This window comes from Amycolatopsis sp. ATCC 39116, from assembly GCF_000231075.2.
GTDB lineage: Bacteria > Actinomycetota > Actinomycetes > Mycobacteriales > Pseudonocardiaceae > Amycolatopsis_E > Amycolatopsis_E tucumanensis.
The window spans coordinates 186,655-207,237 of sequence record NZ_AFWY03000005.1; the positions used below are offsets into that span (position 1 = coordinate 186,655).

21 protein-coding genes are annotated in these 20,583 nt (G+C 70.0%); 16 read left to right on the plus strand and 5 right to left on the minus strand.

Annotated features, from left to right (window positions below; genetic code table 11):
* Positions 1-99 precede the first annotated feature (99 nt).
* The 3 genes from AMY39116_RS0308505 to AMY39116_RS0308515 are packed head-to-tail and all read left to right on the plus strand — an operon-like array spanning position 100 to position 2,525.
* Complete coding sequence (locus tag AMY39116_RS0308505; protein WP_027935762.1) at positions 100-1,056, plus strand: oxidoreductase; 957 nt, start codon at positions 100-102, stop codon at positions 1,054-1,056.
* Positions 1,053-1,691: a chorismate mutase gene (locus tag AMY39116_RS0308510; protein ID WP_020417266.1), complete on the plus strand. Its 639-nt coding sequence runs from the start codon at positions 1,053-1,055 to the stop codon at positions 1,689-1,691. Before AMY39116_RS0308505 ends, AMY39116_RS0308510 begins: the two co-directional genes overlap by 4 nt.
* A gap of 36 nt (positions 1,692-1,727) precedes the next feature.
* Complete coding sequence (locus AMY39116_RS0308515) at positions 1,728-2,525, plus strand: 2-keto-4-pentenoate hydratase (RefSeq protein ID WP_020417267.1); 798 nt, start codon at positions 1,728-1,730, stop codon at positions 2,523-2,525.
* On the opposite strand, the gene AMY39116_RS0308520 is transcribed toward AMY39116_RS0308515, so the two are convergent.
* Entirely contained in the window at positions 2,520-3,440 is a 921-nt protein-coding gene (locus AMY39116_RS0308520; RefSeq protein ID WP_202961406.1) for a DMT family transporter, read from the minus strand. The genes AMY39116_RS0308515 and AMY39116_RS0308520 overlap by 6 nt on opposite strands.
* 68 nt (positions 3,441-3,508) lie before the next feature.
* On the opposite strand from AMY39116_RS0308520, the gene AMY39116_RS0308525 reads away from it, so the two are divergent.
* The 3 genes from AMY39116_RS0308525 (at position 3,509) to AMY39116_RS0308535 (ending at position 5,990) form a co-directional block, all read left to right on the plus strand.
* Positions 3,509-4,369 carry a LysR family transcriptional regulator gene (locus tag AMY39116_RS0308525; RefSeq protein WP_020417269.1) on the plus strand — a complete coding sequence of 287 codons (861 nt, stop codon included), beginning with the start codon at positions 3,509-3,511 and terminating at the stop codon, positions 4,367-4,369.
* 344 nt (positions 4,370-4,713) lie between these two features.
* The gene (locus AMY39116_RS0308530; protein ID WP_020417270.1) at positions 4,714-5,178 is read left to right on the plus strand and encodes a MarR family winged helix-turn-helix transcriptional regulator; all 465 of its coding nucleotides are present in this window, start codon (positions 4,714-4,716) and stop codon (positions 5,176-5,178) included.
* Positions 5,175-5,990, plus strand: coding sequence for an NAD(P)-dependent oxidoreductase (locus AMY39116_RS0308535; protein WP_020417271.1), 816 nt, complete (start codon positions 5,175-5,177; stop codon positions 5,988-5,990). Before AMY39116_RS0308530 ends, AMY39116_RS0308535 begins: the two co-directional genes overlap by 4 nt.
* Here the strand turns inward: AMY39116_RS0308535 and AMY39116_RS0308540 are convergent.
* Positions 5,947-6,222, minus strand: coding sequence for a hypothetical protein (locus AMY39116_RS0308540; protein WP_020417272.1), 276 nt, complete (start codon positions 6,220-6,222; stop codon positions 5,947-5,949). The genes AMY39116_RS0308535 and AMY39116_RS0308540 overlap by 44 nt on opposite strands.
* A 580-nt stretch (positions 6,223-6,802) precedes the next feature.
* Here AMY39116_RS0308540 and AMY39116_RS42465 point away from each other — a divergent pair.
* The 6 genes from AMY39116_RS42465 (at position 6,803) to AMY39116_RS42480 (ending at position 13,150) form a co-directional block, all read left to right on the plus strand.
* The gene (locus AMY39116_RS42465; protein ID WP_020417273.1) at positions 6,803-7,480 is read left to right on the plus strand and encodes a GntR family transcriptional regulator; all 678 of its coding nucleotides are present in this window, start codon (positions 6,803-6,805) and stop codon (positions 7,478-7,480) included.
* An 81-nt stretch (positions 7,481-7,561) separates the two neighbouring features.
* Entirely contained in the window at positions 7,562-8,614 is a 1,053-nt protein-coding gene (locus AMY39116_RS42470) for a TauD/TfdA family dioxygenase (RefSeq protein ID WP_020417274.1), read from the plus strand.
* Positions 8,615-8,616: 2 nt separating this feature from the next.
* Complete coding sequence (locus AMY39116_RS42475; RefSeq protein WP_020417275.1) at positions 8,617-10,044, plus strand: MmgE/PrpD family protein; 1,428 nt, start codon at positions 8,617-8,619, stop codon at positions 10,042-10,044.
* Positions 10,041-11,411 carry an acyclic terpene utilization AtuA family protein gene (locus AMY39116_RS0308560; RefSeq protein ID WP_020417276.1) on the plus strand — a complete coding sequence of 457 codons (1,371 nt, stop codon included), beginning with the start codon at positions 10,041-10,043 and terminating at the stop codon, positions 11,409-11,411. Before AMY39116_RS42475 ends, AMY39116_RS0308560 begins: the two co-directional genes overlap by 4 nt.
* Positions 11,408-11,713, plus strand: a complete 306-nt coding sequence (locus AMY39116_RS0308565; protein WP_020417277.1) for a DUF4387 domain-containing protein — start codon at positions 11,408-11,410, stop codon at positions 11,711-11,713. The genes AMY39116_RS0308560 and AMY39116_RS0308565 overlap by 4 nt, the downstream gene beginning before the upstream one ends.
* 81 nt (positions 11,714-11,794) lie before the next feature.
* A complete protein-coding gene (locus tag AMY39116_RS42480) occupies positions 11,795-13,150 on the plus strand; it encodes an MFS transporter (protein ID WP_157358482.1) in 1,356 nt (451 codons plus the stop codon).
* A gap of 21 nt (positions 13,151-13,171) precedes the next feature.
* Here the strand turns inward: AMY39116_RS42480 and AMY39116_RS0308575 are convergent, their stop codons facing one another.
* Positions 13,172-14,083: a helix-turn-helix transcriptional regulator gene (locus AMY39116_RS0308575; RefSeq protein WP_020417279.1), complete on the minus strand. Its 912-nt coding sequence runs from the start codon at positions 14,081-14,083 to the stop codon at positions 13,172-13,174.
* Between the two features lie 133 nt (positions 14,084-14,216).
* On the opposite strand from AMY39116_RS0308575, the gene AMY39116_RS42485 reads away from it, so the two are divergent.
* Together AMY39116_RS42485 and AMY39116_RS0308585 are read left to right on the plus strand one after the other, a co-directional pair.
* Positions 14,217-15,689, plus strand: coding sequence for an MFS transporter (locus tag AMY39116_RS42485; RefSeq protein WP_020417280.1), 1,473 nt, complete (start codon positions 14,217-14,219; stop codon positions 15,687-15,689).
* A gap of 23 nt (positions 15,690-15,712) precedes the next feature.
* Positions 15,713-16,813 carry an FAD-dependent monooxygenase gene (locus AMY39116_RS0308585; RefSeq protein WP_020417281.1) on the plus strand — a complete coding sequence of 367 codons (1,101 nt, stop codon included), beginning with the start codon at positions 15,713-15,715 and terminating at the stop codon, positions 16,811-16,813.
* Positions 16,814-16,861: 48 nt separating this feature from the next.
* Here AMY39116_RS0308585 and AMY39116_RS0308590 read toward each other — a convergent pair whose 3' ends face one another.
* Entirely contained in the window at positions 16,862-17,782 is a 921-nt protein-coding gene (locus AMY39116_RS0308590; protein WP_020417282.1) for an aldo/keto reductase, read from the minus strand.
* Between the two features lie 184 nt (positions 17,783-17,966).
* On the opposite strand from AMY39116_RS0308590, the gene AMY39116_RS0308595 reads away from it, so the two are divergent.
* Positions 17,967-18,812 carry a helix-turn-helix transcriptional regulator gene (locus AMY39116_RS0308595; RefSeq protein ID WP_020417283.1) on the plus strand — a complete coding sequence of 282 codons (846 nt, stop codon included), beginning with the start codon at positions 17,967-17,969 and terminating at the stop codon, positions 18,810-18,812.
* Positions 18,813-18,884: 72 nt separating this feature from the next.
* Entirely contained in the window at positions 18,885-19,229 is a 345-nt protein-coding gene (locus tag AMY39116_RS45985; RefSeq protein WP_157358483.1) for a hypothetical protein, read from the plus strand.
* A gap of 949 nt (positions 19,230-20,178) precedes the next feature.
* Here AMY39116_RS45985 and AMY39116_RS0308600 read toward each other — a convergent pair.
* A complete protein-coding gene (locus tag AMY39116_RS0308600) occupies positions 20,179-20,529 on the minus strand; it encodes a MerR family transcriptional regulator (RefSeq protein ID WP_020417284.1) in 351 nt (116 codons plus the stop codon).
* Positions 20,530-20,583: the final 54 nt, after the last annotated feature.

Sequence of the window (20,583 nt, forward strand, 5' to 3'; positions counted from 1 at the left end):
CGCTAGAGTGAGCGCTACATACAGCGCGCGGACCGGGGGAAGACCGTTGAACAGCAGGCGGGCCGAACCACGGCCTCGTTCCAGGCGAAAGGCGCACTCGTGACACGGAAACGCTGGTCCGCCGACGACATCCCCGAGCAGCACGGGCGGACAGCTGTGGTCACGGGCGCCAACACCGGGCTGGGTTTCGCGATCGCCGGGGCGCTCGCCCGGCGCGGCGCCTCCGTCGTGCTGGCCTGCCGCGACCCGGGCAAGGCGGCTGCGGCGGCCGAGCGGATCCGGGCCGGCGCGCCCGGCGCCGTGGTCCGCACCCTTCCGCTGGACCTCGCCTCGCTCAAGTCGGTCCGCGCCGCCGCCCGGCGGCTGCACGACGAGTACGACGGCTTCGACCTGCTCGTGAACAACGCAGGCGGCTTCCGCGTGCGGTACTCGGTCACCGAGGACGGCTTCGAGTCGACCATCGCCGTCAACCACCTCGGCCCGTTCGCGTTCACCGGTCTGGTCCTGGACCTGCTGACCGGCACGCCCGGATCCAGGGTGGTGACCGTCGGCAGCAACGGGCACCGGCAGGGCACGATCGACCCGGCCGACCTCGATCCCGAGCCGGGCGCCGCCTACCGGTTCATGCCGGCCTACTACCGCGCGAAACTGGCCAATCTGCTCTTCAGCCACGAGCTGGACCGTCGCCTCCGAGCCGCCGGCGCGCCCACCATCGCGGTGGCCGGACACCCGGGCCTCGCGCGGACCGACGGCGGACGTGACATGCACTGGGCGGTCCGGGCCGCGCTCGATCCCCGGGTGAACCCGCTCGCGCTCCTGGTGTCCCAGAGCGCGGCGAAGGGAGCGCTGGGGCCGCTGCGGGCCGCTACAGACCCGCGGGCGCAGGGTGGCGACTACTACGGCCCGCGCGGGCGCACCGGCCATCCCGAGCTGGTCACCGCCACCGAACTGGCCCACGACGCCGACTTGCAGCGGCGACTGTGGGAAGCATCCGAGCGACTGACGAAGGTCGCCTACCTGTCCGATCCCATCCGGAGAAGTGAGGCAAGCAAGTGAGCAAGCACAGCAGGGTGGCTCGTGGCGTCGCGGTCACCGCCCTGACGGTAGCCGGCGCGATGTCGGTGACCGTTGCCCCGGCCACCGCCGCGAGCACGCCCGTGAACGGCGCTCTAGCGTCCCATAAGGCGCTCGGCAGGCTCGGCGCGCTGACCGACCTCGTCGTCGAACGCCTCCGGGTGAGCGACGACGTGGCGGCGGCCAAGTTCGGCACGGACTCGCCGATCGACGACCCCGCCCGTGAACAGCAAGTGCTCGACCAGGTGCGGCAGCAGGCCGGCACGCTCGGCCTGGACCCGGAGTCGGCGGCGGCCTTCTTCCGGGACCAGATCACGGCGAGCAAGGTGGTGCAGAGCGGACTGTTCTCCCGTTGGACGGCCCACCCGGACGAGGCCCCCACCACCCGCCCCGACCTGGGACAGATCCGCACGCGGCTGGACCGGCTGACCACGGATCTGCTCGGTCAGCTGAAGGCCACGGAGGAGGTGCGCGGCTCGCGCGTCCCGTGCACGGTCCAGCTCGCCTTGGCCACAGGTTCGGCGACGGTCCTGGAGCGGCTCGACGCCCTGCACCGCCAAGCGCTCGGCACCGCGGTGCACTCCGTGTGCACCGGCGACGCCGTCACCGAGGCATAACCGGTCAACCGGCCCAGCCGTTCGGAGGTAGTTCGCTTGAATGCCCACGTCCACAAGGCCGCCGAGGTGCTGGCCACCGCTGCCCGCACCGGCGTCCCGTGCCCGCCGGTCCGCGACCTGTTCGCCGAAGGCGACATCGACGCCGCCTACGAAGTCCAGCGCCTGCACACCGAGCGGCGGCTCGCGGCCGGACACCGCCTGGCCGGGCGCAAGATCGGCTTGACCTCGCCCGCCGTGCAACGTCAGCTGGGTGTCGACCAGCCGGACTTCGGCGCGCTGTTCTCCGACATGGCGCTCGGCCACCACGGGACCGTTCCGGCAGGCAGACTGCTGCAGCCCAAGGTGGAGGCGGAGATCGCCCTGATCCTCGGGGCCGACCTGCCCGGCCCCGCCTGCTCGGTCGCCGACGTCCGCGCGGCCACCGCGTTCCTCGCCCCGGCCCTGGAGATCGTCGACAGCCGGATCGCCGGCTGGGACATCAGCATCGTCGACACCGTCGCCGACAACGCCTCCTCCGGCCTGTTCGTCCTCGGCGACACCCGGGAGGCACTCGGAGACGTCGAACCGGCCGACGTCGAGATGCGGCTCCACCGCGGCACCGAACTCGTCTCCCAGGGCACCGGCCGCGACTGCCTGGGCGATCCCCTCAACGCGGCCGCCTGGCTCGCCGCCACGCTGGCCCGCCGCGGCGAGCCCCTGCGCGCCGGCGACATCGTCCTCACCGGCGCGCTGGGCCCGATGGTTGCCGCCTCCCCCGGCGACGTCTTCACCGCCCGGATCTCCGGACTCGGCACGGTCCGGGCCGGCTTCGCGACCGGGGGGAACGCTTCATGAGGGACCGTTCCGGCCGCGGGACATCCGCGCGGTGACCACCGCGTTGCTGCCGATGATCAAGCCGATGCCGATCCACTCGTTGAGCTTGAGCGCCTGGTGCAACAGGAGCCACCCCGCCAACGCGGCCCAGACCGGGTTGATGCTGGTGAACGTGCCGAAGACCTGAGCGGGTATCCGGCGCAGGGCGAGCAGGTCGGTGACGTAGGGCACGATCGAGGACAGCAGGCCACAGGCGACGGCGAGGAGCACCGCCGCCGCGCCGGGAGCGTGGAAGGTGAACCAGACCGCCGCGACCGGAACCCACGCCGCCGCCGTGACGGCGCTCGCCACCGCGGTGCCCTGCAAGCCGGGAAGCTGTTGTCCGAGCGTGCGGTTGAGGAGCACGTAGGAACCCCAGGCTGCCGCCGCGAGCAGGGCCAGTGCGATGCCGATGACGTCGGTGCTCGGGCTCGGGGCGGTCAGGACGACCACGCCGGTTCCGGCGACGAGGGCGCAGGCGAAGTCGGATGCCCGTCGTGAGCTCGCGACGGCGACGGTGAGCGGGCCGAGGAATTCGAGGGTGACGGACAGGCCGAGCCCGATGCGGTCGACCGCGGCGTACAGACTGAGGTTCATCACGCTGAACACGACCACCAGGCCCAGGATCGGCCGCCACTGCTGTGCGCGCAGGCCGCGGAAACGCGGGCGCACGATCGGCGTCAGGACGAGCGCCGTCACGAACTGCCGAACCGCGACCACGCCGACGGGGCCGATGGCCGGGAACGCCATCGCGCCCAGGGCCGCGCCGGTCTGGTTGGAGACCGAGCTGGTGAGCATCAGCGCGATACCGGCGCCGCGCTGGCTCCGGGTCGCTGTGGCAGCGGAGAGCCCGCCGGCCGCGGGGCGAGCGCGTCCGGGTTTCTGGAGGGTGCTCATACCGCCACGTTAAGAGCACTGCCCGGCATGACCTAATGCGACTTTCGGACTTGCCATACGCTCGTGTTATGGATTGGAGTCTGCGTGAGCTGCGGTTCTTCGTCACCGTGGCCGAAACCGGGTCGTTCACCGAGGCGGCGGCGCGACTGCACGTTTCGCAGGCCGCGGTCTCCCGGACGATCGCCGGGCTGGAGAAGACCGTCGGAGACAAGTTGCTGTGGCGGGTGCCGCGGGGATGCGAACTGACCAGCACCGGGCTGCAGGTGCTGCCACAGGCGCGGAAGGTGCTTGCCGAGGCCGATCGGTTCACCGGGTTCCTGGCCTCCCGCCACCACGTCCTGCGGCTCGGGTACGCATGGGCAGCTCTCGGACGGCACACCGCGCAGCTGCAGCGGATCTGGGCTGAGCGGCACGAGTCGGTCGAGCTGGAGCTGGTCCGGCACAACTCGCCGACCGCGGGGCTGGCCGAAGGCCTCTGCGATGTCGCGATCGTGCGCAAGCAGGTCGACGAGAAGCGGTTCGACTCCGTGGTGGTGGGTCTGGAACGCCGGCTGGTCGCGTTCGCGTCCGACGACCCGCGGTGGTCACGACGCCGGATGCTGAGCATGGCCGAGATCGCCGAACGCACTGTGATCATCGACCCCCGCGTGGGGACCACGAGCGCGCGGTTGTGGAGCGGCGCCGACCACGCGCCGCAGTTCATCGAGTCCAGTGACGTCGACACCTGGCTGGACGCCATCGCCGCCGGCCGTGGTGTGGGCACCACGTCCGAGGCGACCGCGCACCACCACCCGCGGCCGGGGGTGACCTACCGGCCCATCAAGGACGGCCCCCGGATCCCCGTCCGGCTCGCCTGGTGGCGCGACAATCAGCTCAGTGGCTTGGCGGAGCTGGTCGACACTGTCACGCGCCTGTACGCCCAGCCGTAGCCGCGCGGCAGCGGACCATACTGGCCCGCGTATGTCGTCCCCACGTCCGTTCGCATTCGCGTGGGTCACAGAGGTCGGTCGAGCGTGCTGGGTGATCGGAGGGCCGCACCGGGAGCGCATCGCCGGCATCCGGAGCGGCGCGGGAAGGTCGCTCCCGCCGCGTCGGACATCCCTGCCACCGCGACAGCGGGTTCACGTGCGAGTGGTGCGTCGGAGTTTTCAAGCGATGTGGAGGATTTCCGTGGTCGCCCAGGACCTCCGGCGTTCACCGTCCGAACAGGACGCGCGAAGGCGAGCAGCAACGGCGCTTGACACTTTGTTAGGCACCTAGCTACCTTTGTTAGGTGGCTAACAAACAGGCGGATCCCGAGCACCAGTCCGCGGGCGCGTGGGCGAAGAAGTACTACCTCGCGAGCCGGGTGGTGATGGAGTCGGTTCTTCGCCCGTTCGATCTCGGGCCCACGCAGTGGTACGTCATGCACCAGCTCATGACCGTGGGTCCGACCTCGCAACGCGACCTCGGGCGCATGCTCCGGATCGAGCGCGCGACACTCACGGGCGTCGTGGCCGCCCTTGTCCGCAAGGGTCTGGTCGAGCAGGAGCCTGATCCCGCCGATCAGCGCCAGAAGGTGCTGACCGCCACCCCCGCCGGCGCCGCCCTCTGGGGTGAGTTGCCCGATCCGATCGCGCTGATCCTCCAGACAGCGTTCGACGGCGTCCCGCAACGCGACCTCGAGACGACCGTCCGCGTACTGCGCGAGGCGACCGGCAGGCTCACCAGTCTCTTTCCGAAGGGAAGCGAATCATGACCGTTCTCGTCACCGGCGGAACCGGCCTCGTCGGCACCCGCCTGCTCCGCCGTCTCGTCGACGCCGGCATCGAGTGCCGTGCGCTCGTCCGCGCGGGCAAGGAACTCCCGGCGGGCGTGACACCCGTCGAGGGCGATCTGCTCGAACCGGCGACGCTACCCGAAGCGGTCGAAGGCGTCTCCGCGGTCATCCACCTCGCCGCGGTCCTGCGCACTCCCGAACCCGCGCTGATCGAGCAGGTGAACGTCACCGGCACGAAGAACCTCATCGAGGCCGCGCTGATCCACGCTCCCGCAGCGCGCGTCATCATGGCCAGCACCAACCTCGTCTACGACGAGGACCTGTCGCGGCCGGCCCGCGAAGAGGATCCGGCGAACGCGAAGCAGCCCTACCCGGCGACCAAGATCGTCGCGGAACGCCTCCTGCGCGAAAGCGGACTGACGTGGAGCGTCCTGCGATTCGCCTTCGTCTACGGCGACGCCGACGGCCACCTGCAGTCCGCGCCACAGCTGCTCCGCTCATGGGGCTGGCACCCCGCCGCGACAATGAGCCTCATCCACCACCGCGACATCGCCACCGCGATACTGCTCGCGCTGAGCGGCGCGATGGACGGCCGCGTCGTCAACCTCTCCGACGACGCCCCCACGACGGTCTACGAGATCGCACGCATCGTCGGCGCCGAGTACACCGAGTCCGCCGAGCCGTTGCAGAACCCGTGGAAGGGGCACGTCGACGGAACTCTCGCGCGGGAACTCGGCTTCCGGCCGGTCATTCGCAGCGTTCACCAAGCCGCCGCGGAAGGCGTGCTGTGACGACGTGGCCCGATCCCGGGGGGCCGGCAAGTCCGCGATCGTCCAGCCATTCCGCGATCTCGTCGCTGTTCTGCTCGATCATGAGCATGTGCCCGTTGCCGTGCACTCCGGCCTCTTCCAGCCGGATGTGGTCGGTCTCGACTCCAGCGCCTCTCAGGAACTTCACCGTGGAGTGGTCGTAGGCGGCGTGGTAGCCGGCCTCCGAGGTGACCACCGCGACCGGGATGTTCACAGTCGGGTCCACATGGCTGGCACATTGCCGACGCGCGCCCGAATCTGGTGAAGGCCATCTCTCCGTCGAGCTCAGTGGCCCGCCGTTCCTGCGCCACGAAGAGGCGGGCCCGCCGCGATCCCTTACGGCTCGTCCACCCCGACCTCGATGCGGACCTTCCGGGCGACACCGCTCGTCTACGAGCCGCCCGTGGTCGGGAGTAATCGCTCCGACAGGTCACGATCGCGGACGAACGGCACCATGGACGAGAAGAACTGGTCGAATACAGGGCCCTCACGCGACCGCTGCCGGGCCACCTGGTGTGCAGCTTCGCCCGCTCCCACGTCCGCGCGCGGGCTGGTCCATGACGTAGGTGGGGAACCCGCGCCGAGCGAAGAAATCCGCCCAGCCGTCATCCGGACCTCCAGGCTTGGGCAGCGGACTCCTGGCCGGACGCTATAGCAAATAGCATCGTTGGTCAAAAGGGTCTTCGCAACCGAGCGTGCCGGCGGTCGGGGCACGCTACTGCACGTTGGCTATAGCATGTGGCTGAACTCGCGCCGCTCGACGATCGCGGCGCCGGACCGCGAGGAGCTGTACCGTGACCGACTCGGCCGGGAACCCCCTGTCGTCCCTCGAGCGGCACGAGTCCCTCGCTGAGCAGGCGTACCAGCAGATCCGCGAGAGCATCGCCAGCGGAGCCCTCACCCCCGGTCAGAAGCTCACCGAACGCAATCTGGCCTTCATGCTCGGCGTGAGCCCCACCCCGGTCCGGGAGGCGCTGCGCCGGCTCGAGCAGGAACACCTGATCGAACGCCACTCGGCGCGCTCGCTCGCCGTTGCCAACCACTCGGCGGAGACGATCCGGGAGCTGCTCTACGCCGAATCGTTGTTGCGCGGCGCGCTCGCCCGGTTCGCCGCGCAGAAGATCACCGACGACCAGGTGGACGAGCTGGCCAAGATCGTCGACGAACTGAGCCGGTCCGTGGCCGACCCCGAAGCCGCCCAGCAGGCCGCAGACCGCTTCGACGCCGTGCTCCGCCGGGTCGCGGCCAACGCCTTCCTCGACTCCCTGGCGTCGAGCGCCGGCGTGTTCGGGCGAGCACGCCGCATCCGCCTGATCGAGCAGTGGTCCGCCGAGGAGCGGATGACCCGCCTGCAGATCCATCGCGAACTCGTCGACGCCCTCCGCGCCCGGGACGCCGATCGCGTCGAACAGCTGACGCGCGAGCAGCTCGAGTCGTCCCGGCGTCTGCTGCTCAGCGCCGACCTCGACTGATTCGCCTCTTGACAACAAGCATCGGCTCGTCTTCTATTTGCTATAGCATGTTGCAGATATCGTAGAGCAAGGAGAGCGCCTGTGACCTACTCACCGCTGAGCAAGGACCTGGCCTGGTTGCCCGCCGACCTGGAGGACCAGAGCCGGTGGATCTACCGGCTCACTCCGGCGGACATTAAGGACATCGAGAACGCGCTCGCCGCGTCGAAGGCCGCCGGGGCCACGATCGAGACGCTGACCAAGGAGACGTTCCCCCTCGACATCTTCAACGACGCGCTGGCCCTCACCCTCGATCGGCTGGAGAACGACCTCGGCCTGTTCGTGCTCCGGGGCCTGCCCGTCGAGCGGTTCACCAAGGACGAGCTGCGGCTGATCTTCTGGGGCATCGGCCTGCACATGGGCTCCGCGCGCTCGCAGAGCTTCAAGGGCGACGTGCTCGGTGACGTCCGGGACTTCGGCCAGTCCGCCATCACCCAGACCGGCCGGGGGTACATGTCGCGCGAAGGCCTGGGCTTCCACACCGACAGCGCCGACGTCGTCGCGCTGTTCGTGCTGCGGACGGCCAAGAGCGGCGGGCGGAGCCTGTTCTGCAGCTCGGTCGCCGTCGCCGACGAGATCGCCCGCACCCGCCCCGATCTGTTCGAGGTGCTGCAGCAGCCCTTCTACCACTCCTGGAAGGGCTCCGAGCAGCCCGGCCAGAAACCGTACTACCGGCAGCCGATCTTCAGCATCGAAGACGGCCGCTTCTCCTCGCGCTGGGTCGCGCCGCACATCTGGTCGGCGCAGGAGTTCGACGACGTGCCGCCGCTGACCGACGCGCAGACCGAGGCGATGAACCTGCTGATCTCGCTCAACGACGACCCGCGATTCCACACCTCGATGATGTTCGAGCCCGGCGACTTCCAGTTCCTCAACAACCACGTGGTCTACCACGCGCGGACCGAGTTCGAGGACTGGGAAGACGAGGACCGCAAGCGGCACCTGCTGCGGTTGTGGCTGGCGCCCGCGAACTCACGACCCCTGAGCGAGGGCATGAAGGAGTTCTACGGCGACATCCGGCCCGGCGTCCCGCGCGGCGGATTCCCCGCGCGCGTCGACAATCCCGTCTTCGTCACCAAGGCCGAGAAGCCCTGAGCATGCCGACCGACCCCGAGACGACGTCCACCGAAGCCGCCGTCGCGATCCTGCCCGCGCTGGCCGAGCGGATCAGCGCGTACCGGATCGAGGACCTCGACGACCACGCCCGGCAGCTCGTCCGCACGGCGTTCACCGACACGCTGGGCGTCGCCCTCGCCGGCTCCGGATTCCCCGGGATCGCCGCGATCCGCACCGCCGCCGGAATCGCCGCGAGCGAGAACGGGAGCCTCGTGCTCGGCACCGCCGAGCGCGTCCCCGCCCTGGACGCCGGGCTCCTCAACGGTGTCGCCGCGCACGCCCTGGACTTCGACGACGGCAACTCCGCCATGGGCGGGCACCCCTCGGCGATGCTCGTGACCGCGCTCCTCGCCCTCGGCGAGGAAACCGACGCGTCCGTGCCGGACATCGCAGTCGCCTACGCAGCCGGCTACGAGGTGATGATCCGGCTGGCGTACGGGCTGAACCCGGCGCACTACCAACGCGGCTGGCACCCGACCTCGACCATCGGCGTCATCGGAATCGCGGCGGCGGCCGCGCGGCTGCTCCGGCTGTCCACGGAGCACACCGCGATCGCGATGGCGGTCGCGGTGTCCCACTCGGCGGGCGTCAAGGCGAACTTCGGCACGATGACCAAGCCGCTGCACGTCGGACAGGCCGTCCGCAACGGGATCCTCGCCGCCAAGCTCGCGGCGGCGGGCTACACGGCCAACCCCGGCGCGCTCGACCACCGGCAGGGCTTCCTCACCGTCTACAACGGACCTGGCGGGTTCGACTCCGGGCGGATCGTCGCCGGGCTGTCCGGGCCGCCGCTGGTCTGCTCCGAGCACAACCCGATCAAGCTCTACGCCTGCTGCCACAGCACCCACGGCGCGATCGAGGCGGCCCGGGAAATCCGCCGCTCACCGGGCTTCGACGCGGCCCGCGTCGAAGCCGTCGAGATCACCGTGGATCCGAATCGCATGCCGCACACCGACCGCCCGGTGCTGACCGAAGCCCTGTCGGGAAAGTTCAGCCTGCAGTACGTGACGTCCCGGGCTCTGCTCGCCGGAACCGTCGCGTTGGCGGACTTCGACGGCAACGCCCACCACGACCCCGCCACCCTCGCGCTGATGAGCCGGGTTCGAGTGAAGCCGGCCGCTCCCGGTGGACCGGCGAACTCGTTCACCGCGACCGTCCGAACCGAACAGTCCGACGGGACCGTGCTCACCGCAACCCGCGGTCCGCACGGTTCCGGCAGCAACGCGCCGGTCGACCCGTCCCTGCTCCGCCAGAAGTTCACGGACTGCGCCGGGCGGGTGCTGCCCGCGGACCGGGTGACCGCGCTGAGCGAGGCGGTGATGCGGTTCCCCGACAGCGGCACCACCGTGCGCGAGCTCATGCGGCTTGCCGAAGTCCACCGTCCCACCAACGCGAAAGTGACACCATGACCGACCCGATCCGGGTGCTCTTCCCGGTGGGCATGCTGGGCGGCGGCTTCCCGCCCGAGACCGTGACCCGCGGCATCGAACTCGGCGCCGACATCATCGCCGTCGACGGCGGTTCGACCGACTCCGGCCCCCACTACCTGGGGACCGCGACGGCCAAGACCGCCCGCGCCGCCGTCGAACGAGACCTGCGGGTTCTCGTGCCCGCGGCGCACGAGGCGAACATCCCCCTCGTCGTCGGATCCTGCGGCACCTCGGGATGCGACGCGGGCGTCGAGTGGGTCCACGAGATCGTCCAGGGGATCTGCGCCGACCTGGGGATCAGCCGGCGAATCGCCCGGGTCTACAGCGAACAGGACCCCGCTCGCATCGCCGACCTGCTCGCCCAGGGCCGGGTGCACCCGCTCGGCACGGCCGAGCCCCTGCGGCCGGAGACCGTGGCCCGGTGCAGGCACATCGTCGGGCTGATGGGACACGAACCGCTCGCCGACGCGCTCCGCGACGGTGCGGAGATCGTCCTCGCCGGCCGCTCCACCGACACGGCACTGGCGGCGGTGCTGCCATTGCTGCGCGGGCTGCCCCCGGGCCCCGCGTGGCACGCGGCGAAGATCGCCGAATGCGGCGGTCTCTGCACCGAAAACCCGAGGGCGGGCGGCGTCCTGGTGACCGTCGACGACACCGGCTTCACCGTGGAGCCGCTCGCGGTGCACGCCCGGTGCACCACGCGCAGCGTCGCCGCACACATGCTGTACGAGAACGCCGACCCCTTCCGGCTCCGCGAGCCCGCCGGCACGCTGAACACGAGCGACGCCGTTTACACCGCGCTCGACGAGCGCCGGGTGCGGGTCGAAGGCTCCCGGTTCGAACCGGCCGAGCAGCCGACCATCAAGCTGGAAGGCGCCGCCTCGACGGGGTTCCAGGCTCAGCTGATCACCGGGATCCGCGACCCGGAGATCCTCGGCAGGCTCGACGACTGGTGCCGGCGACTGATCGCCTACCTCGACAAGCACGTGCCCTCGACCTTCGGACTGGCTCCCGGGGAATACGACTATTCGCTGCGCCGTTTCGGCCACGACGCCGTGCTGGGTGCGGCCGAGCCCGAACGAGGCACCCCGCCCCGCGAGGTCGGCATCCTGCTCACCGTGACCGCCCCGGACCAGGCCACGGCCGACGACCTGGCGAAGTTCGCCAACCCGATGATGCTGCACCTCCCGCTCGACGACGACAGTCCCTTCCCGACGTTCGCGTTCGTCGGCTCCCCCGCGGAGACCGCGCGAGGAGAGTCCTTCGAGTTCGTGCTGCAGCACGCGGTCGACGTGGCCGACGAGCGAGACCTGTTCCGCACCGTTCACTCGGAGGTGGGACCGTGACCCGGCTCCGGCACATCGCGACACACGTCCGCTCGAAGAACGCGGGCCCGTTCTGGCTGACCGTCGACGTCTTCCTGCCCGACCGGGCTTCCTTCGACCGGGCGGTGGCCTCCGGCCTCACCGACCGCGCGGTGCTCGGCACGACCTACGACGTCGACCCCGCGACCGTGCTCGTCTTCCCCGTCCCCGACCTGCACGTCGTCAAGGTCTCGTTCCCGCGCCCCACCACGCAGGGCGCCCGCGACGACCGCGACATGCACGGCGGACAGCAGTTCGTCCCCTTGCTCGACCTGGCCGTCTGAGCCCCGGCGAGCCACCTCCGAACCGGCGGTGCCACCGTCGCCCGGCCAGCCGGTCCCCATTCCTCAACGAGGAGGATTCTCGTGGACGTTCCCACCGCCCCTGTGACACCCGGAAACCGCGGCGCGGACCTCATCGCCCGGTTCGACCGGCTCCCCCGGATGACCCGGCCGCACTGGAGATGGCTGCCGCTGCTCGGTCTGCTGTCCTTCGGCGACACCGTCGACAACAGCGTGCTCGCCTACGCCGCCCCGGCGATGCGGCAGGACTGGGGGCTGTCGATCTCCCAGATCGGCAACCTGACGTCGTTGTCGCTCCTGGGTTCGTTCGCCGGGGCCCTCCTTGGGGGCCGGCTGGCCGACAGGTTCGGCCGGAAGCGGATCATCATCGCCGGGACGCTGTTCTACTCCGTCGCCTCCATCCTGTGCGGGCTCGCCCCGAACTTCGTGGTCCTGAGCCTGTTCCGTGGCCTGTCCGGCCTCGGGATCCAGGCTGTCGTCGGTGTGCTCAGCGTCTACGTGGCGGAGATGTACCCCACCAGGGTCCGCGGTCGCAGCCAAGCGGCCGTGCTGGGGGTGGGTCTGCTGGGGGTGCCGTTCGCCGCTGTCGCCGCCAAGCTGATCATCCCGCTCGACCCGCAGGCCTGGCGCTGGGTGTTCGTCGTCGGCGCGGTGGGCCTCATCCCCGCCATCCTCGGCATGTTCCTGCTGCCGGAGTCCGTTCGCTGGCTGATCGCCGGCGGCCGCGAAGAGAAGGCCTCCCGCATCGTGTCCGGCCTGGAAGCGCACTACTCCGGCGAGCTGCCACCGCCAGTGCTCACCGCTCCGTCGGCGCCGCCCGCGCGCGGCAAGATGGCGGAGCTCTTCACCGGGTCCCAGCGCCGCATCACCATCGTCACGGCGCTGACGCTGATGTTCGGCATCGTCGCGTTCTACGGGTTCAACTCCTGGGTGCCGACCCTGCTCGTCGAGCGCGGCCACTCGACCGACACCGCGCTGACCATCACCACCATCCTCTCCATCGCACCGCCGTTCGGCGCGCTCGTCGGCATGCTGGTGACCGACCGCTGGCAGCGCCGCCACGTCCTCGCCACCACCTCCGTGACGATCGCCGCCCTGATGGCCGTCTTCGCCTTCGCCGACGCGCTCTGGCCCACCATCGTCGTCGGATTCCTCATCACGATGTTCCTGCAGTCGAACGCGGTCACGATCTACGCCTACCTCCCGGAGGTCTTCCCCACCACGCTCCGCGGATTCGGCGCCGGCCTGTCCAACGGGGCGGGGCGGCTGGCGGGCGTCGGCGGCGCCGCGCTCGTCGCGGCGATCTACGGCGTGTCGGGGTTCGTCGGCGTCTTCCTGACCACGGCGCTGTTTTCCCTGGCCACGGCGGTGGTCATCGGCCGGTTCGGCGAGAACACCCGCAACCGGTCGCTGCGCTGACATCCCAGGTGGCAGGCGGCGCTATTCGCGAGTTTCGATCTCCGGGCGCACCGGTCGTCGAGTGCGGACCGCGCCGCCGGCCACTTGGTCCGAGGCAGCCATCGACCCGAGGATGCGCAGGGCCTCCGCGGATTTCGATCCTGGCTCGGCCATGTAGGTGACCAGCATCTGGTCCGGCGCACCGGGCGTCGTCCAGGCGACGTAGGACAGGTCGATGTCACCGACGTCGGGATGCCGCAGGAGGTTGACCCCGGTGGTCTTCTCGAAGACGTGGTGCTCCGCCCAGAGACGCCGGAACGTCTCGCTTCGGACAGCCAGTTCGCCGACCAGCGCGGCCAGGCGAGGGTTGCCAGGGTCTTCGCCCGCGGTCTTCCTCAGGATGCCGACGGTGCCGCGTGCCGACGCCTCCCAATCGCGGTGCCGGGCCGCGATCTCTTCGTCCAGGAACAGCAGCCACGCCGAGTTCCGCTCGGCCTCGGGCAGGGCCGCGTAGTCGGTGAAGACGGCGCACGCGAGCGGGTTCCAGCCGATCACCTGCATCGTGCGGGTCATGACGAGCGCCGGCACGGTGAGGGTCTCCAGGAACTGGCGCGTCAAGCCGGGCATGCGGTCCTTGACCGCGCGCCGGGAGGGCCGGGGCCGGGGACGTGCCAGGTCGTACAGGTGGGCGCGCTGCGTTTCGTCGAGCAGCAGAACACGGGCGATGGCATCGAGCAGGGATTCCGTGGGGCGGCCACCGCGGCCCTGCTCGAGCCGCACGTAGTAGTCCGTCGACACGCCGACGAGAGCGGCCAGCTCCTCGCGGCGCAACCCCGGCACCCGGCGTCGGCCGGTGTCCGGCAGCCCGGCCGAGGCCGGCGACACGGCGGCCCGTCGAGCTTGCAGGAACTCCCCCAGCTCGGACTTCCAGTCGCCAGGCGTGCTCGCGGTCATTTCGCCAGTCTGCCATCGAGAGGCCGGCATTGGGTGGTCATGCGAGTACCCAGGCACGCCGGCACCCTGGTCGGGCGACCCGTGGCACATACCGGTCCTGAATAGACGCTCCCGGATCTCCGACGCTGGAAGCATGGATTCAGATCCCCGCGCGTCGACGATCTCGGCGGCTGCGACCCGGGCGTCGATCGGCGCCGTCCTTCTCGCTTCCTTCTTCCTGCCGTTCGCCGTGACGGGACCGGCGATCGTCCTGCCCGACATGGCGGCCGACCTGAACGCTTCTTCAGCAGGCACCCAGTGGGTGCAGAACTCCTACAACGCGATCTTCGCCGCGACCGTGCTCGCCACCGGTAGCCTGGCGGACCGCTTCGGGCGGCGGCTCGTGCTGCGCGCCGGCATCGCGACGTTCGGCCTGGCGATGGCGCTGATCGCGGTCTCGTCCGACATCCTGGTCATCGACGTGCTACGAGGTGTCCAGGGCCTGGCTGCCGGCGCCACGGTCTCCGCGGGCTCGGCCGTGCTCGCGCACGCCACCTCCGGACCGCGGCGAGTTCGCGTGTTCGGGTTGCTCGGGGCCAGTTTCGGTGGCGGCACCGCCGCCGGCCCCCTGGTCGCCGGCGCACTCGCTCCACTGGGGTGGCGGTCGATCTTCGTGGTGATCGCACTCGGCGCCGCCATCGCCTTCGTCGCTTCCCGGTACACACAAGCGTCCAGCGACCCGTCCGCGCCGCGCCCGGACCTGCCGGGCATGGCCTGCTTCGGCGGCGCGCTGCTCGTGTTGTCCCTCGGGTTCATCCAGGCCGGTGAGGCCGGGTGGTCGAACGGGTGGGCTCTGCTGGCGTTCGCGGCGACGCTCCTTCTGCTCGGCGCGTTCGTCCTGGTCGAGCTCCGCAGCAGCCATCCGATGTTCGACGTCCGCCTGTTCCGCCGTCCCGCGTTCACCGCGCTGATGTGCCTGCCCTTCTCGGTGACGTTCGGATTGGCCGCGCTGAACGTCTTCCTGCCCGTGTTCCTGCAGAGCGGCGGCGCCAGCCCGTGGCGAGCCGCGGTCGAGCTGACACCGCTGGAGGTCCCGGTGCTGCTGGTGCCGTTGGCGGCCCGATGGCTGACGTCCCGTTGGTCGATGCGGACCTTGCTGGTCGCCGGCCCGGTCCTGATCGCCGCCGGAAGCTTCGGGCTGGTCGTGCTGGAGCGCGGCACCCCGACGTGGATTTCCGCACTGCCCCTCCTGCTCTTCGGCGTCGGCGTCGGGATGGCCTTCTCGGTGATGGACAACGCCGCTGTCAGCGCGGTCCCCGTGGACAAGGCCGGATCGGCGGCGGGAATGTTCAACACGATGCGGATCACCGGCGAGTCGCTCTCGGTGGCGGCCACCGCCGCGGTGCTCATCTCGGTCACCGCCGCCCGCACCTCGGCCACGGAAGCGGTCGCCGCGGTGCAAGGCAGGCCGGTGCCGGTGACCACCGGACAGGCGTTCGCCGACGCACTGCACGTCGTCGTCATCGGACTGGGCGTGCTCGCACTCGTCGGAGCGATTCTGACCGCGTGGGCACTGCGCCCATCCCACGACACCGAAACCGACGAAGTGCGCGCGGGCACACGGTGACCGGCAGATCCAGGAGACCGCAGATGACGAAACACCACCAGTCGGCGACACGTGGTTCCGCCATCGTCGTCGGAGCCTCGCTGGCCGGACTGATGACCGCACTGACCCTGTCCCGCACCGGACTGCGGGTGACGATGCTGGAGCGCTCGAGCCGGAAGGTCCGGACCGGCGCCGCCCTGCCCGTGAGCGGTGGACTGGTGGAGCGCCTGACGGGCCGGCGCTCGCCCGACGGGAAAGACGCCCTCCCGCCGGGCGGCCAGGCCTGGGCCGACGTGCACGCCGGCCTCAGCTCCGCCGCGCAGGCCGACCCCGGCATCTCCCTGCGGTCGCCGGTGCGGGTGACCGAGGTGGGCCAGGACGAGCGATCCGCGTGGGTCGTCACCGACGACGGCGAGTTCGTGCGCGCGGATCTCGTCGTCGGGGCGGACGGACACGCGAGCGTCGTCCGCCGCCACGTCGTCCCCGAGGCGCCCGACGCGACCTTCTCCGGATACGTGATCTGGCTGGGGCTGGTCGACGAACGCGAGATCCGGTCCCGCCCGTGGCTATCGGACCTCGCGATCCTCTACGAACGGGACTACTGCCTCAACGCCTACTACCTGCCGGGAGCGGACGGATCCGTCGCCAGGGGCGAGCGGCGGATCGGCTGGGGGTGGTACGACTCCAGTCGCAACGACCTCCTGCGCGCTCGCGGAGCCGTGGTCGACGATGTCGTCCAGCGCACGCTTCGAGCGGCTGACGTGCCCGACGCGACCTTCGACGAACTCGCCGGCGAGGCACGGGAAATCTGGCCCAGCCCGTGGCGGGACGCCATCGTCGACTGCATCCGCCGTCGAGCGGTGATCGGCACGCCGATCGGCGAGTACCTGCCGCACCGGCTCGTCTCCGGGCGGGTGTGCCTTGTCGGCGACGCCGCCCACCTGCCCTCGCCGATGACCGGCAGCGGCTTCGACGCGTCCGCCCAGGACGCCCTCGCCCTCGCCGACGCCCTCGGCGGGAATCGGGCCAGCGTTTCCGACGCGCTGCGCCGCTACGAGGCAGCGCGGCTCGATGCCGCTCGCCAGCTCGTTCGCTCGGGGCAGAGCTTCAGCAACTCGTTCGCGCCCCGTGGCGCCGCACAATGAGCCCGCCGGCTGTCCGATGTAGACCGTCGAACCCGTGCCCGCGGGCCCCTAGCCTTCGCCGCCGTGGTCCGGCATGTGTTGTTCGGGGTAGCGGGCCCCCTTGGCGGCGCCCTTCGGGATGAGCTCGTCGATGCGGGCCAGGTCCGCACGGTCGAGCGTGACTGCCGTGCTGGCGATCATGGTCTCGATCTGCCCGGGCCGGCGCGACCCGATGATCGGGACGATGTCGTCGCCCTGGGCGGCGACCCAAGCGATGGCCACCTGCGCGACCGTGGCGTGCTTCGCCTCGGCGATCTCGCCCAGGGCGGACACCAGCGCTTCGTTGTGCTCGCGGTTGCCGGGCCGGAATCGCGGCATCATCGGCAAGGCACCGCCGGTCCCGCCGCTGCCGCCGATGAGGCCCTTGGCCAGGACTCCGTACGCGGTGATGCCGATGCCGAGCTCGCGGCAGACAGCGAGGGTTTCGTCCTCGATGTCCCGGCTGAGCAGCGAGTACTCGATTTGCAGGTCACTGATCGGCGCGACGGCCGCGGCCCGGCGGATGGTGTCGGGGCCGACCTCGCTCAGACCGATGTGCCGGACGTGTCCCTGCTCGACCAGCTCCGCGATCGCACCGATCGTGTCCTCGATCGGCACCTGGGGGTCGAGCCGGGCGGGACGGTAGATGTCGACGTGATCGGTGCCCAGCCGCCGCAGCGAGTAGGTGAGGAAGTTGCGCACCGCGGCAGGGCGGGCGTCCTTCACCCCGGCCGGCATTCCGGCCGGGGTGAGCAGCTCGCCGAACTTCACCGAGAGCACGGCGTCGTCACGGCTGCGCTCGCGCAGGGCACGCCCGACGAGGAGCTCGTTGTGGCCGGCGGCGTAGAAGTCCCCGGTGTCGAGCAGCGTGCCGCCGGCGTCGAGGTAGGCGTGGATGGTGCGGACGCTCTCGTCGTCGTCAGTGTGCCCGTAGGCGCCCGACATGCCCATGCAACCCAGACCAGGTGAGGAGACGGCCGGGCCGCTGCGTCCGAGGTGGCGGATGTGGAGTGTCGCGGAAGGTGAATCGGTCATGCCATCAGCCTCTCCGGCCGCACGTGCGCCGACCAGGCGCGGTGTATCCACGGAGAGGCCGTCCCTGGCTATCCGGCCTGGAGCGGGTGATAGTGGAGGAATGATCGATCGGCACGGGCTCGCGGACTTCCTCCGTCGCAGGCGGGAACGCCTGCGGCCGGCCGATGTCGGCCTGCCCGCTGGTGCTCGCCGTCGGACGCCGGGTCTGCGGCGTGAAGAGGTCGCGCAGCTGGCCGGCATCTCCACGGACCACTACGCCCGGCTCGAGCAGGAGCGCGGGTCGGCCCCGTCGGAAACCGTCGTGGCCGCTCTGGCACGGGCGCTGCGATGTGATCTGGACGAACGGGACCACCTGCTCCACCTCGCGGGGTACCCGGCACCTGCCCGCCGAGCCGGACGGCACATCCGCCCAGGGCTGATCGCCCTCGCCAGTCGTCTCGACGATGTGCCCGTCTGCATTTACACCGACCTCGGCGAGATCGTGTGGAGGAACAGTCTGCTCACTGCTCTGCTGGGCTACGGGGAGACCGCACCCGGCCGCGACAGCAACATGGTCTGGCGCATGTTCACCGACCCTGCGGGACGGGCTCGCGTCCCCGAAGAAGACTGGGCGCGCCTGGCCGCGGTACACGTCGCCGACCTGCGCGCCACGTACTCCCGACGTGGTGGCGACGCCGACGTCACCGCCCTGGTGAACGATCTGATCGAGGCCAGTGACGAGTTCCGCGAACTGTGGCAGCGGCACGAGGTCGGCGTCCGCCGCTCCGACCTCAAGCGCACCATTCATCCCGAGGTGGGGACGATCGAGCTGCGCTGCGAGGTCATGCTCACCTCCGACGCGGACCTCAACCTCCTCGCCTTCTTCCCCCTCGAAGGCACCGACGCCGCCGAGAAACTCGAACTGCTGCGCGTCATCGGCACCCAGGACTTCCACACGACCTCGTAAGGCGTATCAGAAAAGGGTCCCGCATGCCCGAAATCGCCATCGCATGCTCGATCGACGACCGCGCTCGCCGCGGTGGAGTACGACCGCCATCGCCACGTGCTTCACGAAATGAAACGCCTGGGAGCCGCCATCGAACATGCCGGCAACCGGCTCATTCAGGAAGAAATCGACTTCCTGAACCCCGCCGAAGCCCGCACCGCCTCCATCACCGCCCGTCAGTCGTACGGGATCGAGGACATCACATCTTTACCGGGACCTGTTGCGGGAATCCGACAGGATGTGGAAGGAGGTGAACGCCGGGACCCGGAAGAAAAGTCCCATGCAGTTCGCCACCGCCGATGTCACAGTGACCAGGCTGCGCTGGCGGTGACCAACGGCATCGGCAGCAGACACTCCCGCCAGAAGTGTTCTTCGTAGGCCCCCCACTGTCACGGCCGTCGCGTCGGGATCGCTGATCAACAGCGGGACGCTATGCGTTCGACTGCCTCCTTGATCCAGCTTGCGGACCTCGAGGGAGTAACTGCGTACGTTTATTCCGAGGCCGGCCGTGTTCGGGATGAGGTAATCACGACGGGATCCACCGTGGTGTCGGGCTTGGCCGCATGACCGCCACGCCCGTGAAGCACAACTTTCGCGCTGTCCGCCGCGGCCGGAACCGGCCCGGAAGTTGCCCTCCGAGGCCGGCGGGAAGCGGTACGACGTGCTGCCCCAGAACGATGTCCGGCTTGGGGAAGCGTTCGAAGAGACCGTCCTCCACCATGTCCCCACGGGTTCAGGGCCGCTTCCTTGTGCGACCGTGACACGGCCAATGGAGCAACCGGTCTATCAGCACTCGTCGGGCGGACCGGAGCAGGCGACAATCGTCGATTGCGATTGGGCTTTCACGCGTCCACATTGGCCTCTGTTGGCATCACAGTCTCGTTCAGCCCTGAAGACCGTTGGCGGCATAGCCAAACACGTCTCAGTGGGACCGAAACAGACGTAGATGGCGATATCGGCGGGATCGCTGACCGAGCGGCGGGCCCCGGTGATCGGCGAAGTAATGAGCCGTGGGTCGACCCCGCTGATCCGGCCTGGCAGGGTGCCTGGTGGAGGTGATGCCCGTGGCTCATCAGCCCAGGGTCTTCGCGCACGGGTTGGAGCCCGAACAAGCTCAGCGCGGACGGTGAAGATCACCAGGTCGACACGCGACGGGGTCCGGTTGCGCCGAGCGGGGGACGTGCTCGCCTCGGTGCAGGGCCGGTCGGTAGCCGGGTCAACGCGATGCTCCGCAGCCTTGCGCCACATCCACGTGGCTGCCTTCGCCTGACTGCTCTTCACTCCGCTCGAAGCACCGGCGACGGATCGTGAGCGCGGACGTGACCGATCAGGACGGCTGCTGGCTCAGGAACGCGGTGAGGGCATCCCGGGTCTTGAGAAGTCGACGAGCCTTGTCATCGATCTCGTCGCGGATCTCTGCCACCCGGGCCACGATTCCAGAGCACTCCCCTTCGAGCGGACCGGCGTCGCCCGTGCACGGCAGGACGCGCTCGATCAGTGTCATGGGAAACCCCAGGTCTAGCAGCGACTTGATGGTCGAGACCACACCCACCGTTGTCTCGTCATAGTCGCGATACCCATTGGGCTGCCGGACGGACGATATCAAGCCGAGTTCCTCGTAGTATCGCAGGGACCTCGGACTCGCTCCGGAAGCCCGACTCAGCTCGCCGATCTTCATGCCCCACGCTCGCTTCCACTTGACATTGACACTGATGTAAGAGTTTAGCGTGAT